Source organism: Hymenobacter jeongseonensis (assembly GCF_015694725.1).
In the GTDB taxonomy this organism is placed as follows: domain Bacteria; phylum Bacteroidota; class Bacteroidia; order Cytophagales; family Hymenobacteraceae; genus Hymenobacter; species Hymenobacter jeongseonensis.
The window spans coordinates 25,192-47,022 of record NZ_JADQDQ010000001.1; the positions used below are offsets into that span (position 1 = coordinate 25,192).

At 61.2% G+C, this 21,831-nt stretch carries 22 protein-coding genes; 13 read left to right on the forward strand and 9 right to left on the reverse strand.

Translation table 11 applies throughout. The features are described 5' to 3' along the window. The first annotated feature begins 161 nt into the window (after positions 1-161). Positions 162-2,147 carry an OmpA family protein gene (locus tag I2I05_RS00105; protein ID WP_196280191.1) on the forward strand — a complete coding sequence of 662 codons (1,986 nt, stop codon included), beginning with the start codon at positions 162-164 and terminating at the stop codon, positions 2,145-2,147. 59 nt (positions 2,148-2,206) lie between these two features. After that, positions 2,207-2,647, forward strand: coding sequence for an SRPBCC family protein (locus I2I05_RS00110; RefSeq protein ID WP_196280192.1), 441 nt, complete (start codon positions 2,207-2,209; stop codon positions 2,645-2,647). 16 nt (positions 2,648-2,663) lie between these two features. On the opposite strand, the gene I2I05_RS00115 is transcribed toward I2I05_RS00110, so the two are convergent. After that, positions 2,664-3,128 (reverse strand): GNAT family N-acetyltransferase, encoded by a 465-nt coding sequence (locus I2I05_RS00115; protein WP_196280193.1) that lies wholly within the window; start codon positions 3,126-3,128, stop codon positions 2,664-2,666. A 79-nt stretch (positions 3,129-3,207) separates the two neighbouring features. Here I2I05_RS00115 and I2I05_RS00120 point away from each other — a divergent pair, with 79 nt between their 5' ends. From I2I05_RS00120 to I2I05_RS00145, 6 genes are all read left to right on the forward strand, one after another. Next, positions 3,208-4,404: a class I SAM-dependent rRNA methyltransferase gene (locus I2I05_RS00120; RefSeq protein ID WP_394368719.1), complete on the forward strand. Its 1,197-nt coding sequence runs from the start codon at positions 3,208-3,210 to the stop codon at positions 4,402-4,404. Positions 4,405-4,464: 60 nt separating this feature from the next. After that, positions 4,465-5,385: a citrulline utilization hydrolase CtlX gene (gene ctlX / locus I2I05_RS00125; protein WP_196280195.1), complete on the forward strand. Its 921-nt coding sequence runs from the start codon at positions 4,465-4,467 to the stop codon at positions 5,383-5,385. A 58-nt stretch (positions 5,386-5,443) separates the two neighbouring features. Then, the gene (gene crtD, locus I2I05_RS00130) at positions 5,444-6,922 is read left to right on the forward strand and encodes a 1-hydroxycarotenoid 3,4-desaturase CrtD (protein ID WP_196280825.1); all 1,479 of its coding nucleotides are present in this window, start codon (positions 5,444-5,446) and stop codon (positions 6,920-6,922) included. A gap of 70 nt (positions 6,923-6,992) precedes the next feature. Next, a complete protein-coding gene (locus I2I05_RS00135; RefSeq protein ID WP_196280196.1) occupies positions 6,993-7,655 on the forward strand; it encodes a carotenoid biosynthesis protein in 663 nt (220 codons plus the stop codon). A gap of 87 nt (positions 7,656-7,742) precedes the next feature. Then, positions 7,743-8,357: a hypothetical protein gene (locus tag I2I05_RS00140; RefSeq protein ID WP_196280197.1), complete on the forward strand. Its 615-nt coding sequence runs from the start codon at positions 7,743-7,745 to the stop codon at positions 8,355-8,357. Between the two features lie 451 nt (positions 8,358-8,808). Beyond that, positions 8,809-9,306, forward strand: a complete 498-nt coding sequence (locus I2I05_RS00145; protein ID WP_230688052.1) for a YciE/YciF ferroxidase family protein — start codon at positions 8,809-8,811, stop codon at positions 9,304-9,306. Positions 9,307-9,398: 92 nt separating this feature from the next. Here the strand turns inward: I2I05_RS00145 and I2I05_RS00150 are convergent, their stop codons facing one another. Next, the gene (locus I2I05_RS00150) at positions 9,399-9,653 is read right to left on the reverse strand and encodes a hypothetical protein (protein ID WP_196280198.1); all 255 of its coding nucleotides are present in this window, start codon (positions 9,651-9,653) and stop codon (positions 9,399-9,401) included. 11 nt (positions 9,654-9,664) lie between these two features. Beyond that, positions 9,665-9,910, reverse strand: a complete 246-nt coding sequence (locus I2I05_RS00155; protein ID WP_196280199.1) for a hypothetical protein — start codon at positions 9,908-9,910, stop codon at positions 9,665-9,667. 226 nt (positions 9,911-10,136) lie between these two features. Between I2I05_RS00155 and I2I05_RS00160 the strand changes: the two genes are divergently transcribed. Then, positions 10,137-10,730 (forward strand): HdeD family acid-resistance protein, encoded by a 594-nt coding sequence (locus tag I2I05_RS00160; protein ID WP_196280200.1) that lies wholly within the window; start codon positions 10,137-10,139, stop codon positions 10,728-10,730. A 79-nt stretch (positions 10,731-10,809) separates the two neighbouring features. On the opposite strand, the gene I2I05_RS00165 is transcribed toward I2I05_RS00160, so the two are convergent. Next, entirely contained in the window at positions 10,810-11,241 is a 432-nt protein-coding gene (locus tag I2I05_RS00165) for a hypothetical protein (RefSeq protein WP_196280201.1), read from the reverse strand. Between the two features lie 160 nt (positions 11,242-11,401). Between I2I05_RS00165 and I2I05_RS00170 the strand changes: the two genes are divergently transcribed. Beyond that, positions 11,402-13,036, forward strand: a complete 1,635-nt coding sequence (locus tag I2I05_RS00170; RefSeq protein ID WP_196280202.1) for an NADP-dependent glyceraldehyde-3-phosphate dehydrogenase — start codon at positions 11,402-11,404, stop codon at positions 13,034-13,036. Positions 13,037-13,158: 122 nt separating this feature from the next. Here the strand turns inward: I2I05_RS00170 and I2I05_RS00175 are convergent, their stop codons facing one another. Next, positions 13,159-13,305 (reverse strand): hypothetical protein, encoded by a 147-nt coding sequence (locus I2I05_RS00175; protein WP_196280203.1) that lies wholly within the window; start codon positions 13,303-13,305, stop codon positions 13,159-13,161. Positions 13,306-13,326: 21 nt separating this feature from the next. Here I2I05_RS00175 and I2I05_RS00180 point away from each other — a divergent pair, with 21 nt between their 5' ends. Beyond that, the gene (locus I2I05_RS00180) at positions 13,327-15,375 is read left to right on the forward strand and encodes a M13 family metallopeptidase (RefSeq protein WP_196280204.1); all 2,049 of its coding nucleotides are present in this window, start codon (positions 13,327-13,329) and stop codon (positions 15,373-15,375) included. A 32-nt stretch (positions 15,376-15,407) separates the two neighbouring features. Here the strand turns inward: I2I05_RS00180 and I2I05_RS00185 are convergent, their stop codons facing one another. The 4 genes from I2I05_RS00185 to I2I05_RS00200 all read right to left on the reverse strand — a co-directional run bounded on the left by I2I05_RS00185 (position 15,408) and on the right by I2I05_RS00200 (position 20,336). After that, positions 15,408-17,363 (reverse strand): sensor histidine kinase, encoded by a 1,956-nt coding sequence (locus I2I05_RS00185; RefSeq protein WP_196280205.1) that lies wholly within the window; start codon positions 17,361-17,363, stop codon positions 15,408-15,410. Between the two features lie 161 nt (positions 17,364-17,524). Further along, positions 17,525-17,953 carry a ribose 5-phosphate isomerase B gene (rpiB, locus tag I2I05_RS00190; RefSeq protein ID WP_196280206.1) on the reverse strand — a complete coding sequence of 143 codons (429 nt, stop codon included), beginning with the start codon at positions 17,951-17,953 and terminating at the stop codon, positions 17,525-17,527. Between the two features lie 75 nt (positions 17,954-18,028). Then, positions 18,029-18,883 carry a twin-arginine translocase subunit TatC gene (gene tatC, locus I2I05_RS00195; protein WP_317192288.1) on the reverse strand — a complete coding sequence of 285 codons (855 nt, stop codon included), beginning with the start codon at positions 18,881-18,883 and terminating at the stop codon, positions 18,029-18,031. Between the two features lie 160 nt (positions 18,884-19,043). Then, positions 19,044-20,336, reverse strand: coding sequence for a serine hydroxymethyltransferase (locus I2I05_RS00200; protein ID WP_196280207.1), 1,293 nt, complete (start codon positions 20,334-20,336; stop codon positions 19,044-19,046). A 150-nt stretch (positions 20,337-20,486) separates the two neighbouring features. Between I2I05_RS00200 and I2I05_RS00205 the strand changes: the two genes are divergently transcribed. Continuing rightward, positions 20,487-20,975: an RNA polymerase sigma factor gene (locus I2I05_RS00205; protein WP_196280208.1), complete on the forward strand. Its 489-nt coding sequence runs from the start codon at positions 20,487-20,489 to the stop codon at positions 20,973-20,975. Beyond that, entirely contained in the window at positions 20,972-21,787 is an 816-nt protein-coding gene (locus I2I05_RS00210) for an anti-sigma factor (protein ID WP_196280209.1), read from the forward strand. The genes I2I05_RS00205 and I2I05_RS00210 overlap by 4 nt, the downstream gene beginning before the upstream one ends. Positions 21,788-21,831 lie beyond the last annotated feature (44 nt).

Here is a 21,831-nt window from a genome sequence, read left to right on the forward strand (position 1 = left end):
AATTGTTTTTTAATTTTTCGAGCCCCCCGATAAACTACCGAAGCGGCCGTCCTCTTTTTTAACAGGCGCTTGCATTTTCTCTCACCCGCCTTTCGTTTTTTCCCATAAACGAGGGTGCACTTTCCCCCAAGACCGTATTGCTAACGTCCGGGCTGCTGTTTATGAAGGCTTTTCTGACGCTGGTTTTTCTACTTTTCGTGTTTCCGGCCGTGCTCCATGCCCAACCGGAAACGGCCGGGGCCCCGGTGGTATACGCTGATGCCAGTGGCCGCTACCAACTCGCGTATCCCCGGAGCTGGCAGTTGCGAAAGCGCGGCGATGGCACCGAGGCCACGTTCTACCCCGGGACGCCATCTCCGGCTGCTTCCGCCATCGTCACCCTGACGTCGCAGGTGCTATCTGAACAGCTTAAAGATTTAAAGCTCACCGCTTACGGGGGACTGGATTCGATGTGGCGCCGTATCCAGCGGATGCCCCGGGCGCAGGTGCTTGGCCTCGAGCAGCAGGACTTTGGCAGCTACGAGGAAGTGCGCTACGAGTACAGCTACTTGCCTGGGCCACCGGCCGCGGCCCGCACCCACGTGGTGGGACGGCGCATCTGGCGCGGAGGCTACCAATTTCAGATTGAGTACCGCGGCGAAATTCAAGAGGACGGCCGCTACTTCGCCGAGGGAAAGCAACTGGTCGGTTCGTTCGCATTCACTGAAAAGTCGTGGCCCAGCCGCCGCTATGCCGCGCAGATGTGCGACGACAAACTCTACGGCATTGCGGCCATTCGCTACCACAACGGCAACTGGGAGGACGATTGCCGCACCATTCACGAGTTTGCCAACAACGACCTGACCGATGCGCCGGTGGTGCACCGGCAGGCCTTACCCTTCCAGTCGTACGCGCTGGCCAAAGGCTTCGACAACTGCCTGTACTCCGTCACAAAAGCCCCCACCGACGCCCCGGAGCTGGTGTACCGCTACGACCCAGCTACCCGCAAGGGCGCTTACACCGCGTGGCGGCTGCCGCCCCAGGGCCCCGATAACGTCTGGATTTCGGCGGCGACGGATGACAAAGGGGACTTGTTTTTCATGACTTCCGATGCCAATCGGCTGATAAAAGTCAGCCCTGCCACAGGCGTAGTAACGCCCATTTGGTACGTCGACCCCATTCAAAAAGCGCCTTTTTACCCGACCATTGCCTTTTCGGGCGCCGGCACGCACGGCAACTTTTGTTTGGACGACGCCAACACGATGTACCTGGTGTACAGCACCGACGGCTCCCTGCTCAAGATCGACCTGAAAACCCAACGGCCCACACCTGAGATGATGCCGCTCGGCGGCTTGCCCAAGAAAGGCGGCTACAGCGACCTGCTGATGCAGAACGACCGTGCGGGCCGCCGCCGCCTCTACCTGGCCGGTCCCAAATCGGTGTACAAGGTGGACCTGGCTAGGAAGCGCGCCACGCTCGTGCGCAAGGGCACTTACACCGACCTCGCGGGCTGCAATCTTTTCCGCATTGTGCCGCGGCCTGCCCCGGCGCCCCCGCCGCCCACCACTGCTTTGTGGCGTGGCCGCGTGCTGAACGCTGCCACTTACCAGCCGCTGCCTCAGGCGCAGCTGCGCTTGGGCCTCAGCGGGTTTGGCAAAGTGGTGCGGCTGAGCCCGGAAGGTGCTTTTTCGTACGCCGCGAAGCCCGGGGTGACCCACAGCTACCGCGCCCAGCTCACTGGCTACATCGCGGCCGATAGCACTTGGATGGCTGCTCCCGGCTCTCTGGTGCGGGACATTTTGCTCCAACCACTGGCCGTGGGCGCCACCGTTCAGCTCGACAATGTTCAGTTTGAGCAGGGCCAGGCCGTATTGCTCCCAACTTCTTTTTCAGCCCTTGATAAATTGGTGAGTTTGATGACCGAAAACCCGCGCATGACCATTGAGTTGCGCGGCCACACCGACAACGTGGGGCCGCCGGAGAAGAACGTGGTGCTCAGCGAACAGCGCGTGGGCACGGTGAAGGAATACCTGGTGGGCCACGGCATTGGCGAAGCCCGCATCAGCGGCATTGGCTTGGGAGGCGCCCAACCCGCCGCCAGCAACGACCAGGAGTACACCCGCAAGCTCAACCGGAGGGTTGAATTCCGAATAACCGGCCTGCAATAGCCCGCCTCCAAGCAGGGGCGGCAAACAAAGCCCGGCCCGAGCCGTTGTGCTGACTACTTATGCACGTCACCCTCCGCACCACCGTTGCCCAGCCACCCGCTCAGGTGATGGCCGGCTTTACTCGTGAGCTTTTTGTGGCCTTGGCGCCACCGTTTCCCAAGCTGCGGGTGCTGCGGTTCGACGGCTGCATGACCGGCGACCAAGTTGAAATCGAACTCAACACGCTGGTAAAACGCCTGCGCTGGACGTCCCTGATTTTGGACAATGGCCAGTTGCCCGACGGCACCCATTTCTTCGTGGACGAAGGCCAGGTGCTGCCTCCGCCCTTGCGATTCTGGCGCCACCGCCACCTCATTGAGCCCGGCCCGAACGGCGGCAGCGTGATTGTGGATGCCCTGGAATACCGCACGGCCACTCCCCTGCTCGACGCTCTGCTTTACCCGGCCATGTGGGCGCAGTTTGCCTGGCGCAAGCCCATTTACCGCCGCTGGTTTAAGTAGGCGTAAGTCAGAATAACTAAAGGTCAAGCACCATTTTCACGTCGGTGCGCTGGTATGGAGTGGGCGGCACCGGCACATGGCGGAAGCCCAATTTTTCGCACAGCCGCAACGCGGGGCCCAGCCGCGAATTCGAAAGCAGCTCGACGCGGTGGGCACCCATTTCCTGGGCTTTAGCCAGTGCCGCTTGCCCCAGCGCCCAACCAATGCCCACCCCTTGCGCCCGGGGCGAAACCGCCATTTTGGCCAGCTCGTACACGCCCTCGTGTTCTTTGATAAGCGCGCAGGTGCCCACTAGTTCCCCGTTGTGGCAGGCCATGAAGATGTGACCACCGGGTGCCAGAATGTAGCCTTCGGGGTCGTCAAGCATCTCGTTGTCGATGGGCTCGATGGTGAAATAGTGCGCAATCCATTCGTGGTTGAGGGCCCGGAAAGCAGACTGGTGGGCGGGTTCGTAATCAAGGATAGCGAGGTCGTGGTTCATGGCTTACGAAATAGCGGAGGTGCTGCAGAAATGGAGAAGCAAAGTTCGCACAGCGGGCGCCGTACCTTTGTGGGCTATGCTGAACCCCGCCACCATCGTCCTCAAAAACGGAAAAGACCACTCCCTGCGCCGCCGCCACCCCTGGGTGTTCTCGGGCGCCATTGCCCGTGTAAAGGGCGACACCCACGAGGGCGACCCCGTGCGGGTGGAAGCCATCGACGGCGAATTGCTGGGCGTGGGTCACTTTTCGGGTGGCGGCTCCATTGCCGTGCGCATGCTCGATTTCGGGGTGAATGCGGCCCTGCCCTCGCCCGAGTTTTGGGAAGCCAAGCTGGGCAATGCCTACCGGTTACGGCAGCGCCTGGGCCTCACCGGCACCGCCGACACCAACGTGTTCCGGCTGGTACATGCCGAGGGCGATGGCCTGCCCGGCCTGATTATCGACGTGTACGGCGACGTGGCCGTGGTGCAGGCCCACAGCGTGGGCATGTACCGCGCCCGCCCCGAAATTGCGGCGGCCCTGCAAGCCGTGTTCGGCAACCAACTGCGCGCCATCTACGACAAGAGCGCCGAAACCGTGCCCGGCAACGCTGTACCCGACGCCCAAAACGGCTACCTCTTCGGCGAAAGCACTGGCACCGAGCACCTCGTGCACGAGAACGGCCACCAGTTTGCCGTGGATTGGGAAACAGGGCAAAAAACCGGCTTTTTCATCGACCAACGCGACAACCGCGCCCTGCTGGCCCGCTACTCGCCCGGCCGCAAGGTGCTCAACACTTTTTGCTACACTGGTGGCTTCTCGGTGTACGCCCTCGAAGCGGGCGCCGATTTGGTGCACTCCGTGGATTCCAGTAAGAAGGCCATTGCCCTCACCGAGCGCAACGCCGAGCTTTCCAACCACGCCGACCGCCACGCCGCCTACCCCGACGACGTGCTGGGCTTCCTCAAAAACCACTCGGCCCAGTACGATTTGCTGGTGCTCGACCCGCCCGCTTTCGCCAAGCACATGGGCGCCCGTCACGCCGCTCTCATGGGCTACAAGCGACTGAACGCGGCCGGCATTGCGCACCTCGCGCCGGGTGGGTTGTTGTTCACGTTCTCTTGTTCCCAAGTGGTGAGCCCCGAATTGTTCGAGGGCGCGGTGCTGGCCGCCGCCATTGAGGCCGGCCGCCCGGCGCGCATTCTGCACCGCCTCACCCAGCCCGCCGACCACCCGGTGAGCCTATTCCACCCGGAAGGCGCGTATTTGAAAGGACTGGTGCTGGCGGTGGAGTAGGTAAGTCGTCGGCCTACATTTATTTAACGCACGGCAAACCACTGAATTAAAATACGCTTTATGCCCTTTGCCACCACGGTGCTGCTGGTGCGCCCAGCCAGCTTTGGATTCAATGCTGAGACGGCGGTTTCCAATCGTTACCAGCAGCAGCTGACCGAAACCGGCCTGACCGCGCAGGTGTTGGCCGAGTTTGATGCGGCAGTGGCCGCCTTGCGGGGCCGGGGGGTGCGGGTGCGGGTGTTCGATGATGCGCCGGAGCCGGCCAAACCCGACGCGGTGTTTCCCAACAACTGGTTCACGACCCACGCCGATGGCCGGCTGCTGCTTTACCCGATGTGCGCACCCAATCGCCGCGCCGAGCGCCAGCCCGAGTTGGTGGCATCACTGGCCCGCGAGTTTGCCGTGCGCGAGGTCATTGATTTATCAGGCACGGAGCAAGAAGAGCGGTTTCTGGAAGGCACGGGCAGCATCATCTTCGACCACGCGCACCGGGTGGCCTACGCGGGCTTATCTCCCCGCACCGATGCGGCCTTGTTCGAGCAGGTGGCACAGCGGCTGGGCTACCGGCCGGTGGCCTTTCGGGCGACCGATGCGCAGGGTCAGGAAATCTATCACACCAATGTGATGATGTGCGTGGGGCCGGGCTTTGCCGTGATATGCCTCGACAGTATTGCCGATGCGGCCGAGCGAGCCGCTGTGGTGGCTTCGCTCACCGCAACCGGCCATGAAATAGTGACCATTTCGCAGGCGCAGGTAGGCCAATTTGTGGGCAATATGCTGGCCTTGGCGCCGGAAGCTGGCGGGCGGCCTCTGCTTGTGATGTCGCGGCAGGCCCACGACGCCCTCAACCCCACCCAGCGCCAGGCGTTGGAGCGTTACGCCGAACTGCTGCCGCTGGCCATTCCCACCATCGAGACAGTGGGTGGCGGCAGCGCCCGCTGCATGCTGGCGGAGATATTCTTGCCAACTAAACCAGCGTAGGCTTTCAACTGTTGCTCTTTCCACTGTTCTACCTGTGTTCCGCAACAAAAAAAATAAGATGCCTTCGCGCCAGCCTGTAGCCGTCATCGGCGCAGGCATTGCCGGGCTGGCCACGGCGGTACGCTTGGCTGTGACGGGCCATGCCGTGACGGTGTTCGAGGCCAGCGGCACGTTTGGGGGCAAGATGCACCAGTTCAGCCTGCCGGGCGGGTACCGGTTCGATGCCGGGCCGTCGCTTTTCACGCTGCCGCAACTGGTGGATGACGTTTTCCGGCTGGCGGGCCGTGAGCCGAGCGAGTACTTCCGCTACGAGCGGCTGGACCCCATCACCCAGTACTTTTTTGCCGATGGCACCCGGCTCACGGCGTGGGCCGATGCAGAAAAATTTGCCGCCGAAGTGGAGAAAAAACTCGCTACTCCCGCGGCGGAGGTAACCACGTTCCTGGCCCACGGCGGCAAGGCATATGACGCCACGGCGGGCACGTTTTTGCACAAGTCGCTGCACAAAGCCAAAACCTATTTCAGCCCCGAAACGCTGAAGGCAGTGGCCGCGCTGCCCAGCTTGGGCCTGCTCGGCACCATGCACCAGCGCCACGCGCAGGCGTTTTCGGACCCGCGCCTCGTGCAGCTGTTTGACCGCTACGCCACCTACAACGGCTCGGACCCCTACCAGGCACCCGCCACGCTGAGCATGATTCCGCACCTGGAGCACGGCATCGGGGCGTTTTATCCCGAAGGCGGCATTTATGCCATTGCCAAAAGCCTGGCGACACTGGCCGCTGAGTTCGGCGTGAAATTCCGGTACAACGAGGCAGTGGAGGAAATCATCACTGCCGAAAGCCGCGTGACCGGCGTGCGCACGGCCTTCGATGTGTACGATTTTGGCCGGGTGGTGAGCAACATGGACGTGGTGCCCACCTACCGGCGCCTGCTGCCGCGCGAGCCCGCGCCGGAGCGCACGCTCAGCCAGCCCCGCTCTTCATCGGCCCTGATTTTTTATTGGGGCATCGCCCGCGAGTTTCCGGAGCTGGACTTGCACAACATTTTCTTCTCGGCTGATTACCAGCGGGAGTTTCAGGCCATCTTCCAGGAGCGCACCGTGGCCGATGACGCGACCGTGTACGTGAACATCACCTCCAAAAAAACGCCCGGCGATGCCCCCGTGGGCCACGAAAACTGGTTTGTGATGGTGAACGTGCCCCACGACCAGGGCCAAGACTGGGACGCCCTCACCGCGAAAACCCGGGCCGTGGTCCTGCGTAAGCTGAGCCAGACACTGGGCACGGCAATTGAGCCGTTGATTGTCGCCGAGAAAGTGTGGACGCCTCCCGGCATTGCGGCCGATACCTCGTCGTTTGGGGGCGCGCTCTACGGCAGTTCGTCCAATAACGCGCTGGCGGCGTTCCTGCGCCACCCCAATTTTTCGGGGCGGCTGGAGGGATTGTACTTTTGCGGCGGTTCGGTGCACCCGGGCGGCGGCATTCCGCTGTGTCTGTTGTCAGCCAAAATCGTTTCGTCTCTTATTGATGAAGAATGAGGCGGGCGGAAGTAAAGCAATAGTACTTGCTATTGCTGTTTCCCTCGTTTTTCGTACTTCATGCCCTCATATGGTTGATTACTCCGAGCCGCTCCCGGCCGTGAATGCCCAGCGGCTGCGCGTGGCCCAGGGCCTAGTGCTTTTGTTTCACATCACAGGCTTTGTGGGGCTGGCTTTCTCCGATAACCCCGGTTTTTACCTGCGCTTCACGCCGCTCACGCTCCTGCTCACAGCGGGCTTGCTGCTGGCATTTCAGCCCGACCGCGGCCTTGGATTTTGGAGCTTCTGCTTCTCGGTGGCCCTGTTGGGCTTTGCTGCCGAAGTAATTGGGGTGCACACAGGCTGGTTTTTTGGGCATTACTACTACGGCGACACCCTGGGCTACAAAGTGCTGGAAGTACCCGTAGCCATTGGCCTCAACTGGCTGGTGCTGACGTACGTGTGCGGCACTCTGGCGCGCTATATGCCCCTGCCCGAGCTGCCGCGAATACTTGTGGCCGCCCTGCTGATGGTGGGCCTTGATATGTGCATGGAGCCCGTGGCCAGCACCTACGACTTCTGGCACTGGACTGCCAACGTCATTCCGTTCCAGAATTTCCGCGACTGGTTCATTTTTGCTTGCTTGCTGCAAATGCTATTCAACCGGGCTAATTTTACCAAGCTCAACGCGCTGGTTCCGCTGGTCTACCTTACCCAGCTCCTGTTTTTTTTCTTGCTAGGCGCTTTGCGATAAGCACTTAACATAGAGCACATCCGGTTTAACCAAGGTGGCGAACTTACACGACGCTGCCTCCGTTAGGCCAAAAAATCCTCTCCGCCTATGCCCCTTGCTACTCCTGCAACCATTTCCTTGGAACCGGCCCTGCCCGTATTTTTTGCGCACGGGCTGCGCACCGCGCCCGATACCCTGCTGGCGCAGGCCTTGGCCATTAGCGTAGCGGACCTGAACCAACAGTATCCCGACCGGGCGAGCTTGGTGTACGGCACCATGCTGGCCGATATGGAGCGCCAAAAGCGCGAGCACATCGCGCTCTACACGCAGTATCCAACCGCCGTGGAACGGCTTTATGGCTTGTTGCAGCTGGGGCTGCGCGATTTAACGACCATTCCCGGAAATTTCTACGCCGACCTGCAAACCAATTTTCCCGAGAGTTGGGAGGCGGCCTTGCACCACCTCACCACTTATTCGTCGCCACAGCTCCAGCAGCTGCTCAACGATGGGATTCGCAACCGACTGTTTCGGTCTGACATCAATATCAACTTGGTAACCAAGATATTGATTGAGCAACTCAACATGATGCTCAATCCACAAGTGTTTCCGCCAGAGCGCTTCAACATGGGCGAAGTGTTCCGGAGCATTTTCCTGTACTACATCCGCGGCATTTGCACCGATGAAGGCGGCCGTATCGCGGCCGAGCATTTCGCCCGTTTGTAGTGCGCCCGCGGCCGCTCTAACGCAATAGCGGTTGGTTCCGGCGCAGTGACAACAGCACTGTTAACTAATGGAATGGCCCGGGCAAGCGACACGATACGTGTCGCTTGCCCGGGCCATTCTTTGTGTCCCCCAGCACCGCCCGTCTCATAGCTCGGCCGTGGCATTTTCCGTGCCTTGGAGGCGCTAAAAGATGCTTCGGGAAGTACGGATTTTTCCTTCCGTATTTTCCGAAGCCCACTTACTAAGCGCGACATATAACAGCACCAATACAATAATCCCCAGCCATATAACAACAGCTGCACCAAGCTCAACCATCCCGGACGGCCGCGAATCCGCGTATTCGCTGGCTACCAGAACACCGGTCAGAACGTAGAGGATTTCATGAATTACCAACCGGATAGCCACGCCAGCTACCGGCCTTTTCCTCATTTTCCACCTTATCCTTACGGTTATGTTCTTCGACAAAATGGAAACCCTCGATGACCTGTTCGAGATGCAGCTCAAAGACTTGTACAGCGCCGAAAACCAATTGGTGAAGGCACTGCCCATGATGGCCGCCAAAGCCAAAGACAGCCGCCTGCGGGCCGGTTTTGAGCAGCACTTGCGCGAAACCCAAAAGCAAGTGGAACGCCTGGAGCGGATTGGCAAAAACTTGGATTTCTCCCTCGACGGCCACACGTGCAAAGCCATGGCCGGCCTGATTACCGAAGGCCAGGAAACCATGTCGGAGCGTGCCACAGACGAGGTGATGGATGCCGCCCTCATTGCGGCCTCGCAGCGCATTGAGCATTACGAAATTTCGGGCTACGGCACCGCCGCGCACTTTGCCGAGCGCCTGGGCCACAACGAAGCCGCCAACCTGCTACGCCAAAGCCTGGAAGAAGAGCAGCTAACCGACACCAAGCTGAACGACCTAGCCAAAAACTATTTGAACGTCAAAGCTATGTAGCCCTGGTTGTTCACATTAAAAGCCCCCACGGCCCGTGTTTCCTGGCGAAGGAACACAGCGGGCCGTGGGGGCTTTTGGTATGATTTTGAGGATTATGAAGCCTGAAGACTCCCGAAGGGCTGGGATTCCTGCGCTACGTGGTCCACGATGCGGCCAATGGCTTGGCCCAAAGTGGCCGCACCGGCCACGTAATCCTGCAGATGGGCAAGCACGGCGCTATCGAGCGGATTTGTTTTGGTGGCCAGAAAGGTAACAGCACAATCGGCCACGTACTGGCGCCGGGCCCACGCGGCGTGCTGTTCGGGCTCGAGATTGGAAGGTTGGGGTAAAAAATAATTAGAAGACATAGCAAGAAGAGTCAATCGTTGAAGAATAGTTGCAAGGGCCGGAAGGATTTGCGGGTCTTGGAGCAGTACTCAAGCCGGAAATGGCCCGCCGGCTCAAATTGGCTGACCGAGGCACTGAGAAAGCTTGGATTGCGGCGGCGGAGGGCATTTGCCCAATTGGCAGCATCAGTGGGGCCGCGTCGCCAGTTCGGGAACGGCGCAGCAATTGCGAAAATCGGGCCAAAAAGCCCATCAATAGCGCTAACAGTCTGGCGCAAGTTCCCAGCGATTGCGCTGCCGGTTGCTGGCTGGGCCTCCGTAGCAGCCGCATCGGCGCGGGGGACAACTACGTAATTAGCGCTGAAAAACACGGAAAACGGGTGCTTGCGCCGCCGATGCCGGAACGCCACCGGCTGGTAAAAGGGAGTAATTGGGTAAGTGCGAATATCCACAGGCTTTGGGACGCGGATTGCGCTCCGGGGCTGCTATTTATTCCTGCCGGCCATGATAATTCCTTCGGTTTTACAATTGCAAACGAACTGGTGGCTGCTGGCTTTGCGTGGGTTGGTGGCCACCACATTTGGCCTGCTCACCTTCCTGAACCCCCGACTTACGCTGCTGGTGCTGGTGGTGCTGTTTGGCGGGTTCTGCATCGTCAACGGCATTTTGGCCATGGTGGTGGCTTTCCGCCGGGGGCGGGGCCGGCCGCGCTGGTGGTGGCTGGTGCTGGAAGGGTCGTTTAGCGTGCTGGTTGGGATGTTCACCCTGGTATGGCCCCGCATGACGCTGATGGGGCTGCTGTTTGCGGTGGCCGTGTGGGCCATTGTCACCGGTGGGCTGCAAATTGGCACGGCCATCCGGCTGCGCAAGGAGATTACCGGGGAATGGATACTGCTATTGAGTGGGCTGTTGTCCATCCTTTTTGGTGGCGTGGTGTTGGCATGGCCCGGGGTCGGGGCGCTGGCTATTGCCTGGTGGATGGGGGCCTATATTTTCTTTGTCGGCATCCTGATGAGCGTGCTGGCCTTTCGGCTGCGGCGCCACCCAGTCCGCTCCACCGATGCATCTTCTTCCTCGGTAGCCAGCGCGGCGGGCTAGCGGCCCCCTAACTCCTGGTTGCAGAGGCTGGGGCAATGAAACGGCTGCCCGCAGTTTTCAGCCCTGAAAGCCGGCCCGCTTACCGCGCCAGCAGCCAGCCCAGCAGGCCCGCCCGCGCCGTCCAGGCCAGCGTCCGAAACCAGTTGGTACGGATGAGGCCGTCGATGGCGATGTAGTCGTATCCGGCCGCCAAGCGGTTATGAAACGGCACGGAGATGAAGAAAGTAGCTGCCCATACCAGCACCACCAGCGCCAGGCACCACCAGCCGCTACCGTTGGGCAACACCGCGCGCCCCGCCCACGCAAGCCAGATGGCCAGGGCCAACTCCACGACCATGGGTGCCAGCACCACGTAGCTCATGCGGCGGGTGTGAGCTGCATGAAACGCCGCCCACGCCGCCTTGGGTACCTGCCCGAAACTGGGGTAATGCACCACTTGCACCGTCCAGATGAGGCCGGTGAGGTACGCAGTGGCGGCAAAATTGAGTAGCAGTAAAAGGCGGAGCGACATGTCGAAGAAAAATAATTCTGGCCTGAACATACGGCTTTACGGCTCGCCCGAGGCACGAAAACGTTCCCGTAAATTCCGGGCCAGTGCCTGCGAAAAGGTGAATAGTTCGCTTGACCCCAACTTGTGAGTAGGTTCGCACCGCACCATGCTCTTCCCATCGATGTCCGTAACCGCCCACAGCCTAACCCAACTTTTCCCGCCCGACGAAGCGGCCATTCCCGAAGCCTGGCGCCGGCCCGCGCCCCTGCACCAGCGCCAGTACCTGCTCGACGGCGAACTGCGCGAATGGAGCGGCCCCACTCAGGAAGTTCTTTCGCCCATCCAGCTGCGCCAGCCCGACGGCACCCTGCAGCCCGTGGTCATCGGCTCCTACCCGCTGCTAGACGAGGCAGAAAGCCTCAACGCTCTCGATGCTGCCGTGCGCGCCTACGACCACGGCCGTGGCGAATGGCCCGCCATGAGCGTGGCCGACCGCATTGCGGCAGTGGAGAAATTCACACGCCTCATCGTAGCCCAGAAAAAGGAAATTGTGCACCTGCTGCTCTGGGAAATCGGCAAGTCGGCCGCCGATTCGGAAAAAGAATTCGACCGCACCATCGACTACATCCGCAACACGATTGACGCCCTCAAGGACCTGGACCGCGACTCCTCGCGCTTCACCATCGAGGAAGGCATCATTGGCCAGATTCGGCGCTCGCCGCTGGGCGTGGTGCTGTGCATGGGCCCCTTCAACTACCCGCTGAACGAGACGTTCTGCATGCTGATTCCGGCCCTTATTATGGGCAACACGGTGCTTTTCAAGCCGCCGAAGCACGGCGCGCTGCTGCACTTTCCGCTGCTACAAGCCTTCACTGAAGCCTTCCCCAGAGGCGTGGTGAACACCGTGTACGGCCGCGGCAACACCATTGTGCCAGCGCTCATGTCCTCGGGCCAGATTAACGTGCTGAGCCTCATTGGCAGCAGCCGCGTGGCCGATTCGCTCAAAAAGCTGCACCCCAAATCCAACCGCCTGCGCGCCATTCTCGGGCTCGATGCCAAGAACGTGGCCATCATCATGCCCGATGCTGACCTGGACGTGGCCGTGAAGGAATCGGTGCTGGGCGCGCTCAGCTTCAACGGCCAACGCTGCACGGCGCTCAAGCTGTTTTTTGTGCACGAAGCCATTGCCGAAGCCTTCGTGCAGCGCTTCGCCGCCGAAATCAACAAGCTCAAGCCCGGCATGCCCTGGGACGACAAAGTGAACATCACGCCCTTGCCCGAGCCCCAGAAGCCCGATTACCTGGCCGAAATCATTGCCGATGCCCAGGCCAAGGGCGCGCGCATTGTGAACGAAGGCGGCGGCACCGCGGCCGGCCCGCTGGTGTACCCGGCCCTGATGTACCCCGTGCAGGCCGGCATGAAGGTGTGGCGCGAAGAACAGTTTGGACCCGTGGTGCCGGTGGCCTCGTTCGCCCACGTCGACGAAGCCATTCAGTACATCATTGATTCCGACCACGGCCAGCAGGTGAGCATTTTCGGCTCCGAATCGCAGGATGTCGCCAGTTTGGTCGACCAACTGGTGAACCAAGTGAGCCGTGTGAACATCAACGCCCAGTGCCAGCGCGGGCCCGACACCTTCCCCTTCACTGGCCGCAAAGACTCGGCCGAGGGCACCCTGTCGGTGAACGATGCGCTGCGCTCTTTCAGCATCCGCACGGTGGTGGCCACCAAGCAGACCGAGGCCAATAAGCAGCTTCTTAACGACATCGTCGATGGCCAGGAAAGCAGCTTCCTGAGCACCCGGTTTATCCTCTAGTCGCCTTCCGGCCGGAACAAGACACTTCCTGGCGCGACGGAAATACTTCCCGGTGTGGCCGAAGCACTTCCTGACCTAACCAAAGCATTCCCCAGCACGGCCAATTGACTTCCCGGAGCTGATTATTGTACTTTGGAGGCACCAAATGCGGCTTCGGGGCTGCCGGTCAGACCATCGGCGGGCCCGTGCAACGGTTCGGGTAAGGGCTTGTCGTTGCCGAACGGCTGGCGTGCCTGCCCGCCGAGGCCGGCGTTTGCGTTTCTTATCACCTTATGTTGCTGCGTTTCTGCATGAAAAAACACTTGTTTCTGTTGCCCCTACTGGCCGCCGCCGTTTCTGGCTGCCCGTCCAATACGTTGAAGACGGCCGAATCCGGCGAGAAGCCCGACCTGCTGCACGCCGCGCTGGATACCACCGTGGCCCCCGGCGATGACTTCTTCCAGTACGCCAACGGGACCTGGCTCAAAAACCACCCCATTCCGTCCTCCGAAAGTTCCTGGGGCATAGGCCGGGAAGTGCAGAACGAAGTGTACGCCCGCTTGCGGCAGACTAGTCTGGAAGCGGCGAAAAGCAATGCCGCTGCCGGTAGCAACCAGCAGAAAATCGGGGACTTCTGGGCCGTGGGCATCGATTCGGTGAAGGCCGACCAGTTGAGTGCGGCGCCTATCAAGCCGGAGCTGGACCGCATCGCGGCCATGAAATCGGTGGCCGAAGTACCGGCCGTGAGTGCCCGCCTCATTCCGCTGGGCGTGAATGCCCTGATTGGCCCCGGCGTGGAGCAAGACGCCAAGCGCAGCGACCAGATGGCGCTGTACCTGTGGCAGGCGGGCCTGGGCCTGCCCAACCGCGACTACTACTTCAACACCGACGCGCGCACCAAGAACATCCGCCGCGAGTACCTGCGCCATGTGGCCGCCACTTTCCGGCTGCTCGGCCAGGATTCGGTGGCGGCCCAGGCCAATACCCAGCGCGTGATGGCCCTGGAAACGGCGCTGGCCAAATCGTCGCGCAAGCTCGAAGACCTGCGCGACCCCTACAAGAACTACAACAAAATGAGCATTGCCCAGCTCAACAAGCTCACGCCCGGCGTCGATTGGAACGCGTGGCTGACGCAGCTGGAAGTGAAGACGGTAGACAGCGTCATTGTGGGCCAGCCCGAGTTTTACCAAACCGTGGGCCGGCTGCTGAAAACGGCGCCCCTCGCCGATTGGCAGGCCTACCTGAGCTGGCAGCTGGCGCATACGTTCGCGCCTGCGCTCTCCCGGGGATTCGACCAAGAGAACTTCCGTTTCTATGGCACGGTGCTACGCGGCGCCAAAAGCCAGCGTCCCCGCTGGAAACGAGTACTCGACATGCAGGAAACCGCATTGGGCGATGCCCTGGGCCAGCTTTTTGTGAAGGAATACTTCAAGCCCGAGGCCAAAGCCCGCTACGAAAAGCTGGTGAAGGACGTCTCGACCTCCTTTGGCGAGCACATTCAGAAGCTGGATTGGATGAGCGACTCTACTAAGAAAGTGGCCTTGGGGAAGCTTCAGAAAATCACCCCCAAAGTCGGCTACCCCGATAAGTGGAAGGATTACTCCAGCCTGAAGGTTGACCGCAGCTCGCTTGCCGCCAACGTACTGCGAGCCAACCAATGGCGCTACCGCTACCAGAACAATAAGCTGGGCAAGCCCGTGGACCGCACCGAATGGGGCATGACCCCGCAGACCTACAACGCCTACTACAACCCCTCCAACAACGAGATTGTGCTGCCCGCCGCCATCTTCGCCGTGCCCGGCCTGCTCGATGCCGACGCCGATGATGCCCTGGTGTACGGCTACGCCGGGGCCAGCACCATCGGCCACGAGCTCACCCACGGATTCGACGACCAAGGCAGCCAATTCGATGCCCAAGGCAACCTGAAGGAGTGGTGGAGCAAGGCCGACCGCGCCCGCTTCACGCAGCGCGTAAACGGCATCGTGCGGCAATTTAACGGCTACACCATGCTCGATTCGATGCACATCAACGGCAAGGCCACGGCCGGCGAAAACATTGCCGACCTCGGCGGCATCGTCATCGCCTTCGACGCCTTCAAGAAAACCGCGCAGTACAAGGAAGGCAAGAAAATCAACGGCCTGACGCCCACGCAACGGTATTTCCTGGGTTATGCCTTGGGCTGGCAGGGCCACCAACGCGACGAAAGCCTGGCCGCGGGCCTCCTTACCGACGTGCACTCGCCGCCCAAATTCCGCGTGAATGGCCCCATGGCCGACATTCCCGAATTCTACGAAGCCTTTGGTGTGAAGCCCGGGCAGAAACTATACCAGCCCGATTCCACCCGCGTGGTTATCTGGTAAAGAATCCCACAACACGAAAAAAAGCCCTTCCGCTAAAAGGAAGGGCTTTTTTCGTGTTCAACGGCCTTGGCTTCTTTCGCTTTGGCTTTCGCAGTGGGAAGGCTCACCGTTACGTTGGTGCCCGCTCCCGGCCGGCTCTGAATCACCAGTGTGCCCCCGTGCCGGTGCACAAACGCCCGGCACAATGCCAGGCCCAGGCCCAAGCCCGTGGCCTGGGGCGAGGAAATGGGGGCGGGCAGCGCGGGGCCGCTCATGAGCGACGCGACCGTGGCGGGACTCATGCCGGGCCCCGTGTCGGTGCAGCTCAGGAGCACCATCTGCGGGTCGTCGGGGTCGAGGGCGGCTTCCAGGTGCACGTGGCCTCCGGCCGGCATGAATTTCAACGCATTGCCCACCAGATTGCGCAGAATGGTGCGGGTCATGTTGCGGTCGGCCAGCAGGCGCAGGCCCACGGGGGCCGACATAGTGATGTGCTGCCAGCTGGCGGCCGCTGTGGTTTGATACAGCGCTTGGCACTCGGCAAAAATCTCGGAAACCAGCAACGGCGCGGGGCGGCAGTCCAACTCACCCGTTTGACTCACGGCCCAGTTCAGCACGTTGTCAAGCAAGTGGTTCAGGCTATCCGCGGCTTGGCGCACGAGGGCCGGCAGACGCGCCAAACCGGCTTGGTCGTTTTGGGCAATGTAGGAATCGATGAGGCTGGTGACGCCCGCAAACGCCGTGACCGGCCCGCGCAGGTCGTGGGCCACAATGGCGTACAGTTTGTCCTTGAAAGCGGCCACGCTGCGGAGCTCGGCCGACGCCTGCTCTAGGGCGCGGTTGTTGGCGGCCAACGCGGCCCGGTGGCGGCGCAAATTGCGGTAGAGGTACGCCGAAATCAACAAGCCAATGGTCAGAATAGCCACTACCCCAACCAACAAGCGGCTGCGCCACACCTGCTCCTCATGCTCTTCGGTGAGCTGGCGCAAACGGCGCGCCCGCTCCTGCGTCTCGTGGTTGACCTGAGCCGAAGCCAGGGTTTGCATGGTTTGCCGGCTGTTCAGTGTATCGTTGAGGGCCACGTAGCGCTGGTTCCACTCGTAGGCTTGGCGGTAGCGTTCCTGGCGGGCGGCCTCGGTAGCCAGAATGCCGTAGGCATCGAGGGCCCGCTCCAAGTAATTGCTTTGGCGGGCTATGCGCAGGGCTTCGTGGGCGGCCGCGTCGGCCCGTTCCGGCTGGCCGGTTTCGATGTAGTACATCGCAAACATTATCAGCTGGTTGGCTTGGCTCCGCACGGCGTTTTGGCGGCGACTGATAGCCAGCGCCTGCGTCAGCAGCCGCTTTACCCGCCCTAAATTTCCCACGCGCATCTGGTAAGTGGCCAGGCTGGAGAGGTAGTTGGATTGGGCCGTGGAGTCGCCGTCGCGCCGGGCCAGGGCCAAGGCCAGCGAGTCGAAGTGCATGGCCTGCGGGTACTGCTGGCGGTAGAAAAACAAGCTCCCGACGTTGCCCAGCAGCCGCATGCGGGTGCGGGGCCGCACGGCCGATTGCGGCAGCAGCTGCAAGCCCCGGCGGTAGTGTTGCCAAGCAGTGGCCGAATCCCGCCGCTCGTGGTAAATGCTGCCCTGGGCCGTGTACGTTCGCGTGAGGGCGTCGGTATCCTGCAGGCGTCGGGCCAGCATTTGGGCCTCCGAGAGGAGAGTTAAGGCTTCCGGACCATTCGAGAGGTTGGCGTAGCAGCTGGCCAGCCGGAGCAGGCTGCGCAAAAGGATGGGCTCGTGTTGGCCGGAGGGCAGCGTGCGGGCCAGGGCCACAGCGGCTTCGCCGAAGGGCAAGGCCTGCGCGGGCTGCCCGCTATGCAACGCGGTGCACATGGCGGTCAGGAGCCGAACGCGCGCGGTATCGGGCAGGTGAGCGGCCAGTTGCCGGCGCAAAACCGCCGTGTCGGCCACCGATGGCGGCGCAGCCATGGTCTGCGCCGAAGCAGCCACGAGCAACCCAAAGGCCATCAGCCATCTAAGGAAAGAAACAGGCCTGCTCACGAATAGCTGCATAGTGCTAGCCAAAGATAGTCACTGTGCAGCCAAATTCATGCTTTAATGCTATTCTAACAAATTCAGCCCTTTGGGTGTTAAAGCCGCCGTTTGCAGAAAAACAACCTGCACCGTTCTCAGCAGTTTATTTTCGACACGCGGTTCTGATGCCTTCCGCCTTCGAAGTCTGTTTTGAGAAAGGTCGATACAATTTCCTTGGCTTGCTCCTCGCTCACGTAGCGGGCCGGCACGCACAGCACGTTGGCGTTGTTGTGCTGCCGGGCCAAGGCGGCGATTTCGGGCAGCCACGCGATGGCCGCGCGCACGCCCGCGTGCTTGTTGGCCGTGATGCATACGCCGTTGGCGGAGCCGCAGAGCAGAATACCTAGGCTGAATTCGCCCGATTCCACGGCCGCCGACAAGGGATGGGCGACGTCGGGGTAATCCATCGAGTCGGCGGAAAAGGTGCCGAAATCCTTCACTTCGTAACCTTGGTCGCTCAACCAGGTACGCAGCACTTCCTTGTGTGCAAAGCCAGCGTGGTCGGAACCGAGAGCAAGTTTCATGGGGCAGTGGTTGACGGGTAAGGCAAATACGTAATCACGGCATCGCGAGCACACTTGGGCTGCCCGATTTCGCGGTTACTTGCTGTTATTGAGTTCGCTATTCAGGCGGTCGACGTCGCCACGGCGCACGGCGCGGGCAATGTTGATGCTGAGCTCGTAGAGCAAGAGGATGGGAATGGTCACGATAATCTGCGACGAGATATCCGGCGGGGTGATGACGGCCGCGAGAATCAGAATAACCACAATGGCGTGCTTGCGGTACACCTGCATGATTTCGGGGGTGATGAGCCCGGCTTTGGCCAGGAAAAACACCACCATGGGCAGCTCAAACACGAAGGCGCAGGAAAGCGTCATGGTCGTGAGCGTGGAAATGTAGCTCTGCATGTCAATCTGGTTTTCGATGGTGGCGTCCACCGTATACGAAGCCAGGAAGTTGATGCTGAGCGGCGCGGCCACGTAGTAGCCGAACAACAGCCCGAGGATGAACAGCACCGACACAAAAAATACGGCGCCCTGCGAATTTTTCCGCTCGTGCGGGTACAGGCCGGGCTTCACGAAGCGCCAGATTTCCCAAAACAGGTAAGGAAAGGCCAGCACAATGCCCACTATGAAGGACGTGCTGATGTGCATGGCCAGCTGTCCGCTCATTTCACGGTTCTGAATCACGAAGTTGACGCTGTTGGCGCAGGGCTCCGTCGACCCCGCCCATTGGCCCACCTTGCACAAGGTTTGGTACGTCCAGAAATCGTTGCGCGAAGGGCCCAGAATCAAATCGTGAAACAGAAAGTCCTTGGCAAAAAAGGCCCCGGTGGCAAACACCACCACCGAAATCGCGGCCCGGATGACGTGCCAGCGCAACGCCTCCAGGTGGTCGATGAAGGACATTTCGTGCTGTTCGCCCAGCGGAGGTTGTTGCGATTTGGATTGCACAGAGTAATTAGGTAAGTACGGCGATGGAAAGAAGGACCAAAGAAGAACGTCATGCTGAGCCGACCGAAGCATCTCTACCGAGGAACTTGTGGTAGAGATGCTTCGGTCGGCTCAGCATCGCCGTATGTTTATCAGACAAACAGCCCTTCTCACGTAAAATTTAAGCAAAAAGCGGGTAGTCCTGCAGCCAGGTGTTCACCTGCTGGCGCACTTGCCCAATGCGGGTGTCGTTGTCGTGGTGGGTCAGGGTTTCGTCAATCAGCTCCACAATGCGGCCCATGTCGGCTTCGCCCAATCCGCGGGTAGTTACGGCCGCCGAACCAATGCGGATGCCGCTGGTCACAAACGGCGACTTGTCGTCGAAGGGCACCATGTTCTTGTTGATGGTGATGTCGGCCCGCACCAGCGTGTTTTCGGCCAGCTTGCCGCTGATGCCTTTCGAGCGCAGGTCGATGAGCATGAGGTGGTTGTCGGTACCGCCGGAAATAATGTCGTAGCCCAGGCCCACAAACCCAGCGGCCAACGCCTGGGCATTGCGCGCCACTTGTTGGGTGTAGTTTTTAAAGTCGCTGTTCAGCGCCTCGCCGAAGGCCACGGCCTTGGCGGCGATGACGTGCTCCAACGGGCCGCCCTGCGTGCCGGGGAATACCGCGCCGTCGAGCACAGCCGACATCTGGCGGATTTCGCCTTTCGGGGTTTTCAGGCCGAAGGGGTTCTCAAAATCCTGGCCCAGCATGATGAGGCCGCCGCGCGGGCCGCGCAGGGTTTTGTGAGTCGTCGTGGTCACGATGTGGCAGTGCTGGAACGGCGAGTTCAGCAGGCCAGTGGCGATGAGGGCCGATGGATGCGAAATATCGGCCAGCAGCAGGGCCCCTACTTCATCGGCGGTTTCGCGCAGGGCAGCGTAGTTCCAGTCGCGGGAGTAGGCCGAAGCGCCGCAGATAATCATTTTGGGCCGCTCGCGGCGGGCGGTTTCTTTTACCTTGTCCCAATCGATGAGGCCGGTTTCTCGCTCCACCCCATAGAAGCTGGGCACGAAGTACTTGCCCGAAAAATTGACCGGCGAGCCGTGGGTGAGATGGCCGCCGTGGCTCAGGTCGAAGCCGAGGATTTTGTCGCCGGGCTTGAGGCAGGCCAGGAACACGGCCGCGTTGGCCTGGGCGCCGGAGTGAGGCTGCACGTTGGCCCAGGCCACACCAAACAGCTCCTTCACGCGGTCGATGGCTAGTTGCTCCACCTGGTCCACGATTTCGCAGCCGCCGTAGTACCGCTTGCCGGGCAGGCCTTCGGCGTACTTGTTGGTGAGCACGGAGCCTTGGGCGGCCATCACCTGCTCGGAAACGTAGTTTTCGGAGGCAATGAGTTCGAGGCCGTGGGTTTGGCGGGTTTTCTCCTGCGCAATGAGGTCGAAAACGGCGGTGTCGAGGAGGCGGGCGGGGGCGACTGTTTGCATAAGTCCAAAGGTAACAGGTCGGGCGTGTTAGTGGATTTGAAAAGTGGCGGGCCGGCTCCGGCATACCGTTCGACTTCACTTTTTACACCATTACCTCGTCCTTTCATAACGGTTTCGGTTGTTACTTGCCAGTGCCTTTGCTTTTCCACCATGTCCGCGCCTCTCGCCGAAACCCTTACCCAGCTGCGCGTCGGCAATCAGAAGTTTCTGATTGACTTTTACCAGCGCAGCCGGCACCTGTTTGCCCGCTGGGCCCAGCGCAAGCACCAGCTGGCCGCGCCCCAGGCCCACGAGCTGCTGCAAGACACCCTCCTCGATTTTTACGACCAAGTAGCCGACGGCCGCCTCACCCTGCTGCCCGCCGACCTGCGCGCCCACGTCTACGGCATGGCCCAGCAGCGACTGGCAGCGCACGTGCCCGCGCACCAGCCCTTGCCCGCGGCGGAGGCGAGCCGCCGCCAGCGCCTGCTGGCCCAGTTCAATCAGCTCGGCAGCGACTGCCAGCAAGTGCTGACTTACTTTTACTTCCGCGGCTACAATTTTGAAAAGATGGGCGGCAAAATGGGGTTCCCCAACGCCACCGTGGCGCGCCTTCAGAAGAGCACTTGCTTGCGCAAACTTTACGAGCTGCTGAAATGAGTCCCCTGGCTCCCAATCCCGACCTCCGCCCCTACCTCGATGAGCTGGAACGCTTTGCCGACGGCCAAATGTCGCCGGCCGAGCAGGATGCTTTCGAGCTGCGGCTGGAAGAAGACGAGGCCCTGGCCGACGCTTACGCCGCCTACGAGCAGTTAACTGCCGACTTGCGCTGGGCCGCCGGGCACGACACCCTGCGCCTGCGCCTGCAAGCCCTCGACGAACGCATGAACGAGCGGGGCAATGCCCTGGAACGAGCCCAACGACTGGCCAAAGGCCGGCAGCGGCGCTGGGCCGTTCTGGGCGGACTGGGCGTGGTGTTGCTGCTGGCTGCGGCCGTGGCAGCCTGGCACTTCAGCCGCCCCAATACCGCCGGCCCCGCCCGCAACTGGGAAGCCTACTACCAGCCCGACCCCGGTCCGGCCGTCACCACCGGCTTGCTGCACAGCCGCCCGTTGCTCAGCGAGGCGCTCGACCAGTACCAGGCGGGCCACTATCCGGCGGCGCTGCATTCACTCGGGCGCGTGTCGGCAGCCAAAGTGGGGGCCGATACTTTGCTATACCTGCGGGGCCTCATCCTACTGCGGCAGGGCCAGGGCGATGCTGCCCAATTGTACCTCCGGCGCGTGGGCGCCACCGACAGCACCACCGAACTCGCCCGCCGCGCCCGCTACCACCTGGGCATGGCCCATTGGCAAGCCAAAGAAATGCGCGAAGCCCTCGTGGAGCTGCGGACGGTAGCCGCCGATTCGCTTAATCCTTACCGCCGTACGGCCCAAAAAGCCGTCGCCTCGGGCGTACTCGAACAACGGTAGCCGCCGGAACTGGAAAAACCGAGTGCGCGTGGGTTTTTCACCCA

Coding starts and splice junctions, on each gene's coding strand:
- I2I05_RS00105 (WP_196280191.1), top strand. CDS start 162: ATGAAGGCTTTTCTGACGCTGGTTTTTCTACTTTTCGTGTTTCCGGCC.
- I2I05_RS00110 (WP_196280192.1), top strand. CDS start 2,207: ATGCACGTCACCCTCCGCACCACCGTTGCCCAGCCACCCGCTCAGGTG.
- I2I05_RS00115 (WP_196280193.1), bottom strand. CDS start 3,128: ATGAACCACGACCTCGCTATCCTTGATTACGAACCCGCCCACCAGTCT.
- ctlX (WP_196280195.1), top strand. CDS start 4,465: ATGCCCTTTGCCACCACGGTGCTGCTGGTGCGCCCAGCCAGCTTTGGA.
- crtD (WP_196280825.1), top strand. CDS start 5,444: ATGCCTTCGCGCCAGCCTGTAGCCGTCATCGGCGCAGGCATTGCCGGG.
- I2I05_RS00135 (WP_196280196.1), top strand. CDS start 6,993: ATGGTTGATTACTCCGAGCCGCTCCCGGCCGTGAATGCCCAGCGGCTG.
- I2I05_RS00140 (WP_196280197.1), top strand. CDS start 7,743: ATGCCCCTTGCTACTCCTGCAACCATTTCCTTGGAACCGGCCCTGCCC.
- I2I05_RS00145 (WP_230688052.1), top strand. CDS start 8,809: ATGTTCTTCGACAAAATGGAAACCCTCGATGACCTGTTCGAGATGCAG.
- I2I05_RS00150 (WP_196280198.1), bottom strand. CDS start 9,653: ATGTCTTCTAATTATTTTTTACCCCAACCTTCCAATCTCGAGCCCGAA.
- I2I05_RS00160 (WP_196280200.1), top strand. CDS start 10,137: ATGATAATTCCTTCGGTTTTACAATTGCAAACGAACTGGTGGCTGCTG.
- I2I05_RS00165 (WP_196280201.1), bottom strand. CDS start 11,241: ATGTCGCTCCGCCTTTTACTGCTACTCAATTTTGCCGCCACTGCGTAC.
- I2I05_RS00170 (WP_196280202.1), top strand. CDS start 11,402: ATGTCCGTAACCGCCCACAGCCTAACCCAACTTTTCCCGCCCGACGAA.
- I2I05_RS00180 (WP_196280204.1), top strand. CDS start 13,327: ATGAAAAAACACTTGTTTCTGTTGCCCCTACTGGCCGCCGCCGTTTCT.
- I2I05_RS00185 (WP_196280205.1), bottom strand. CDS start 17,363: ATGGCCTTTGGGTTGCTCGTGGCTGCTTCGGCGCAGACCATGGCTGCG.
- rpiB (WP_196280206.1), bottom strand. CDS start 17,953: ATGAAACTTGCTCTCGGTTCCGACCACGCTGGCTTTGCACACAAGGAA.
- I2I05_RS00200 (WP_196280207.1), bottom strand. CDS start 20,336: ATGCAAACAGTCGCCCCCGCCCGCCTCCTCGACACCGCCGTTTTCGAC.
- I2I05_RS00205 (WP_196280208.1), top strand. CDS start 20,487: ATGTCCGCGCCTCTCGCCGAAACCCTTACCCAGCTGCGCGTCGGCAAT.
- I2I05_RS00210 (WP_196280209.1), top strand. CDS start 20,972: ATGAGTCCCCTGGCTCCCAATCCCGACCTCCGCCCCTACCTCGATGAG.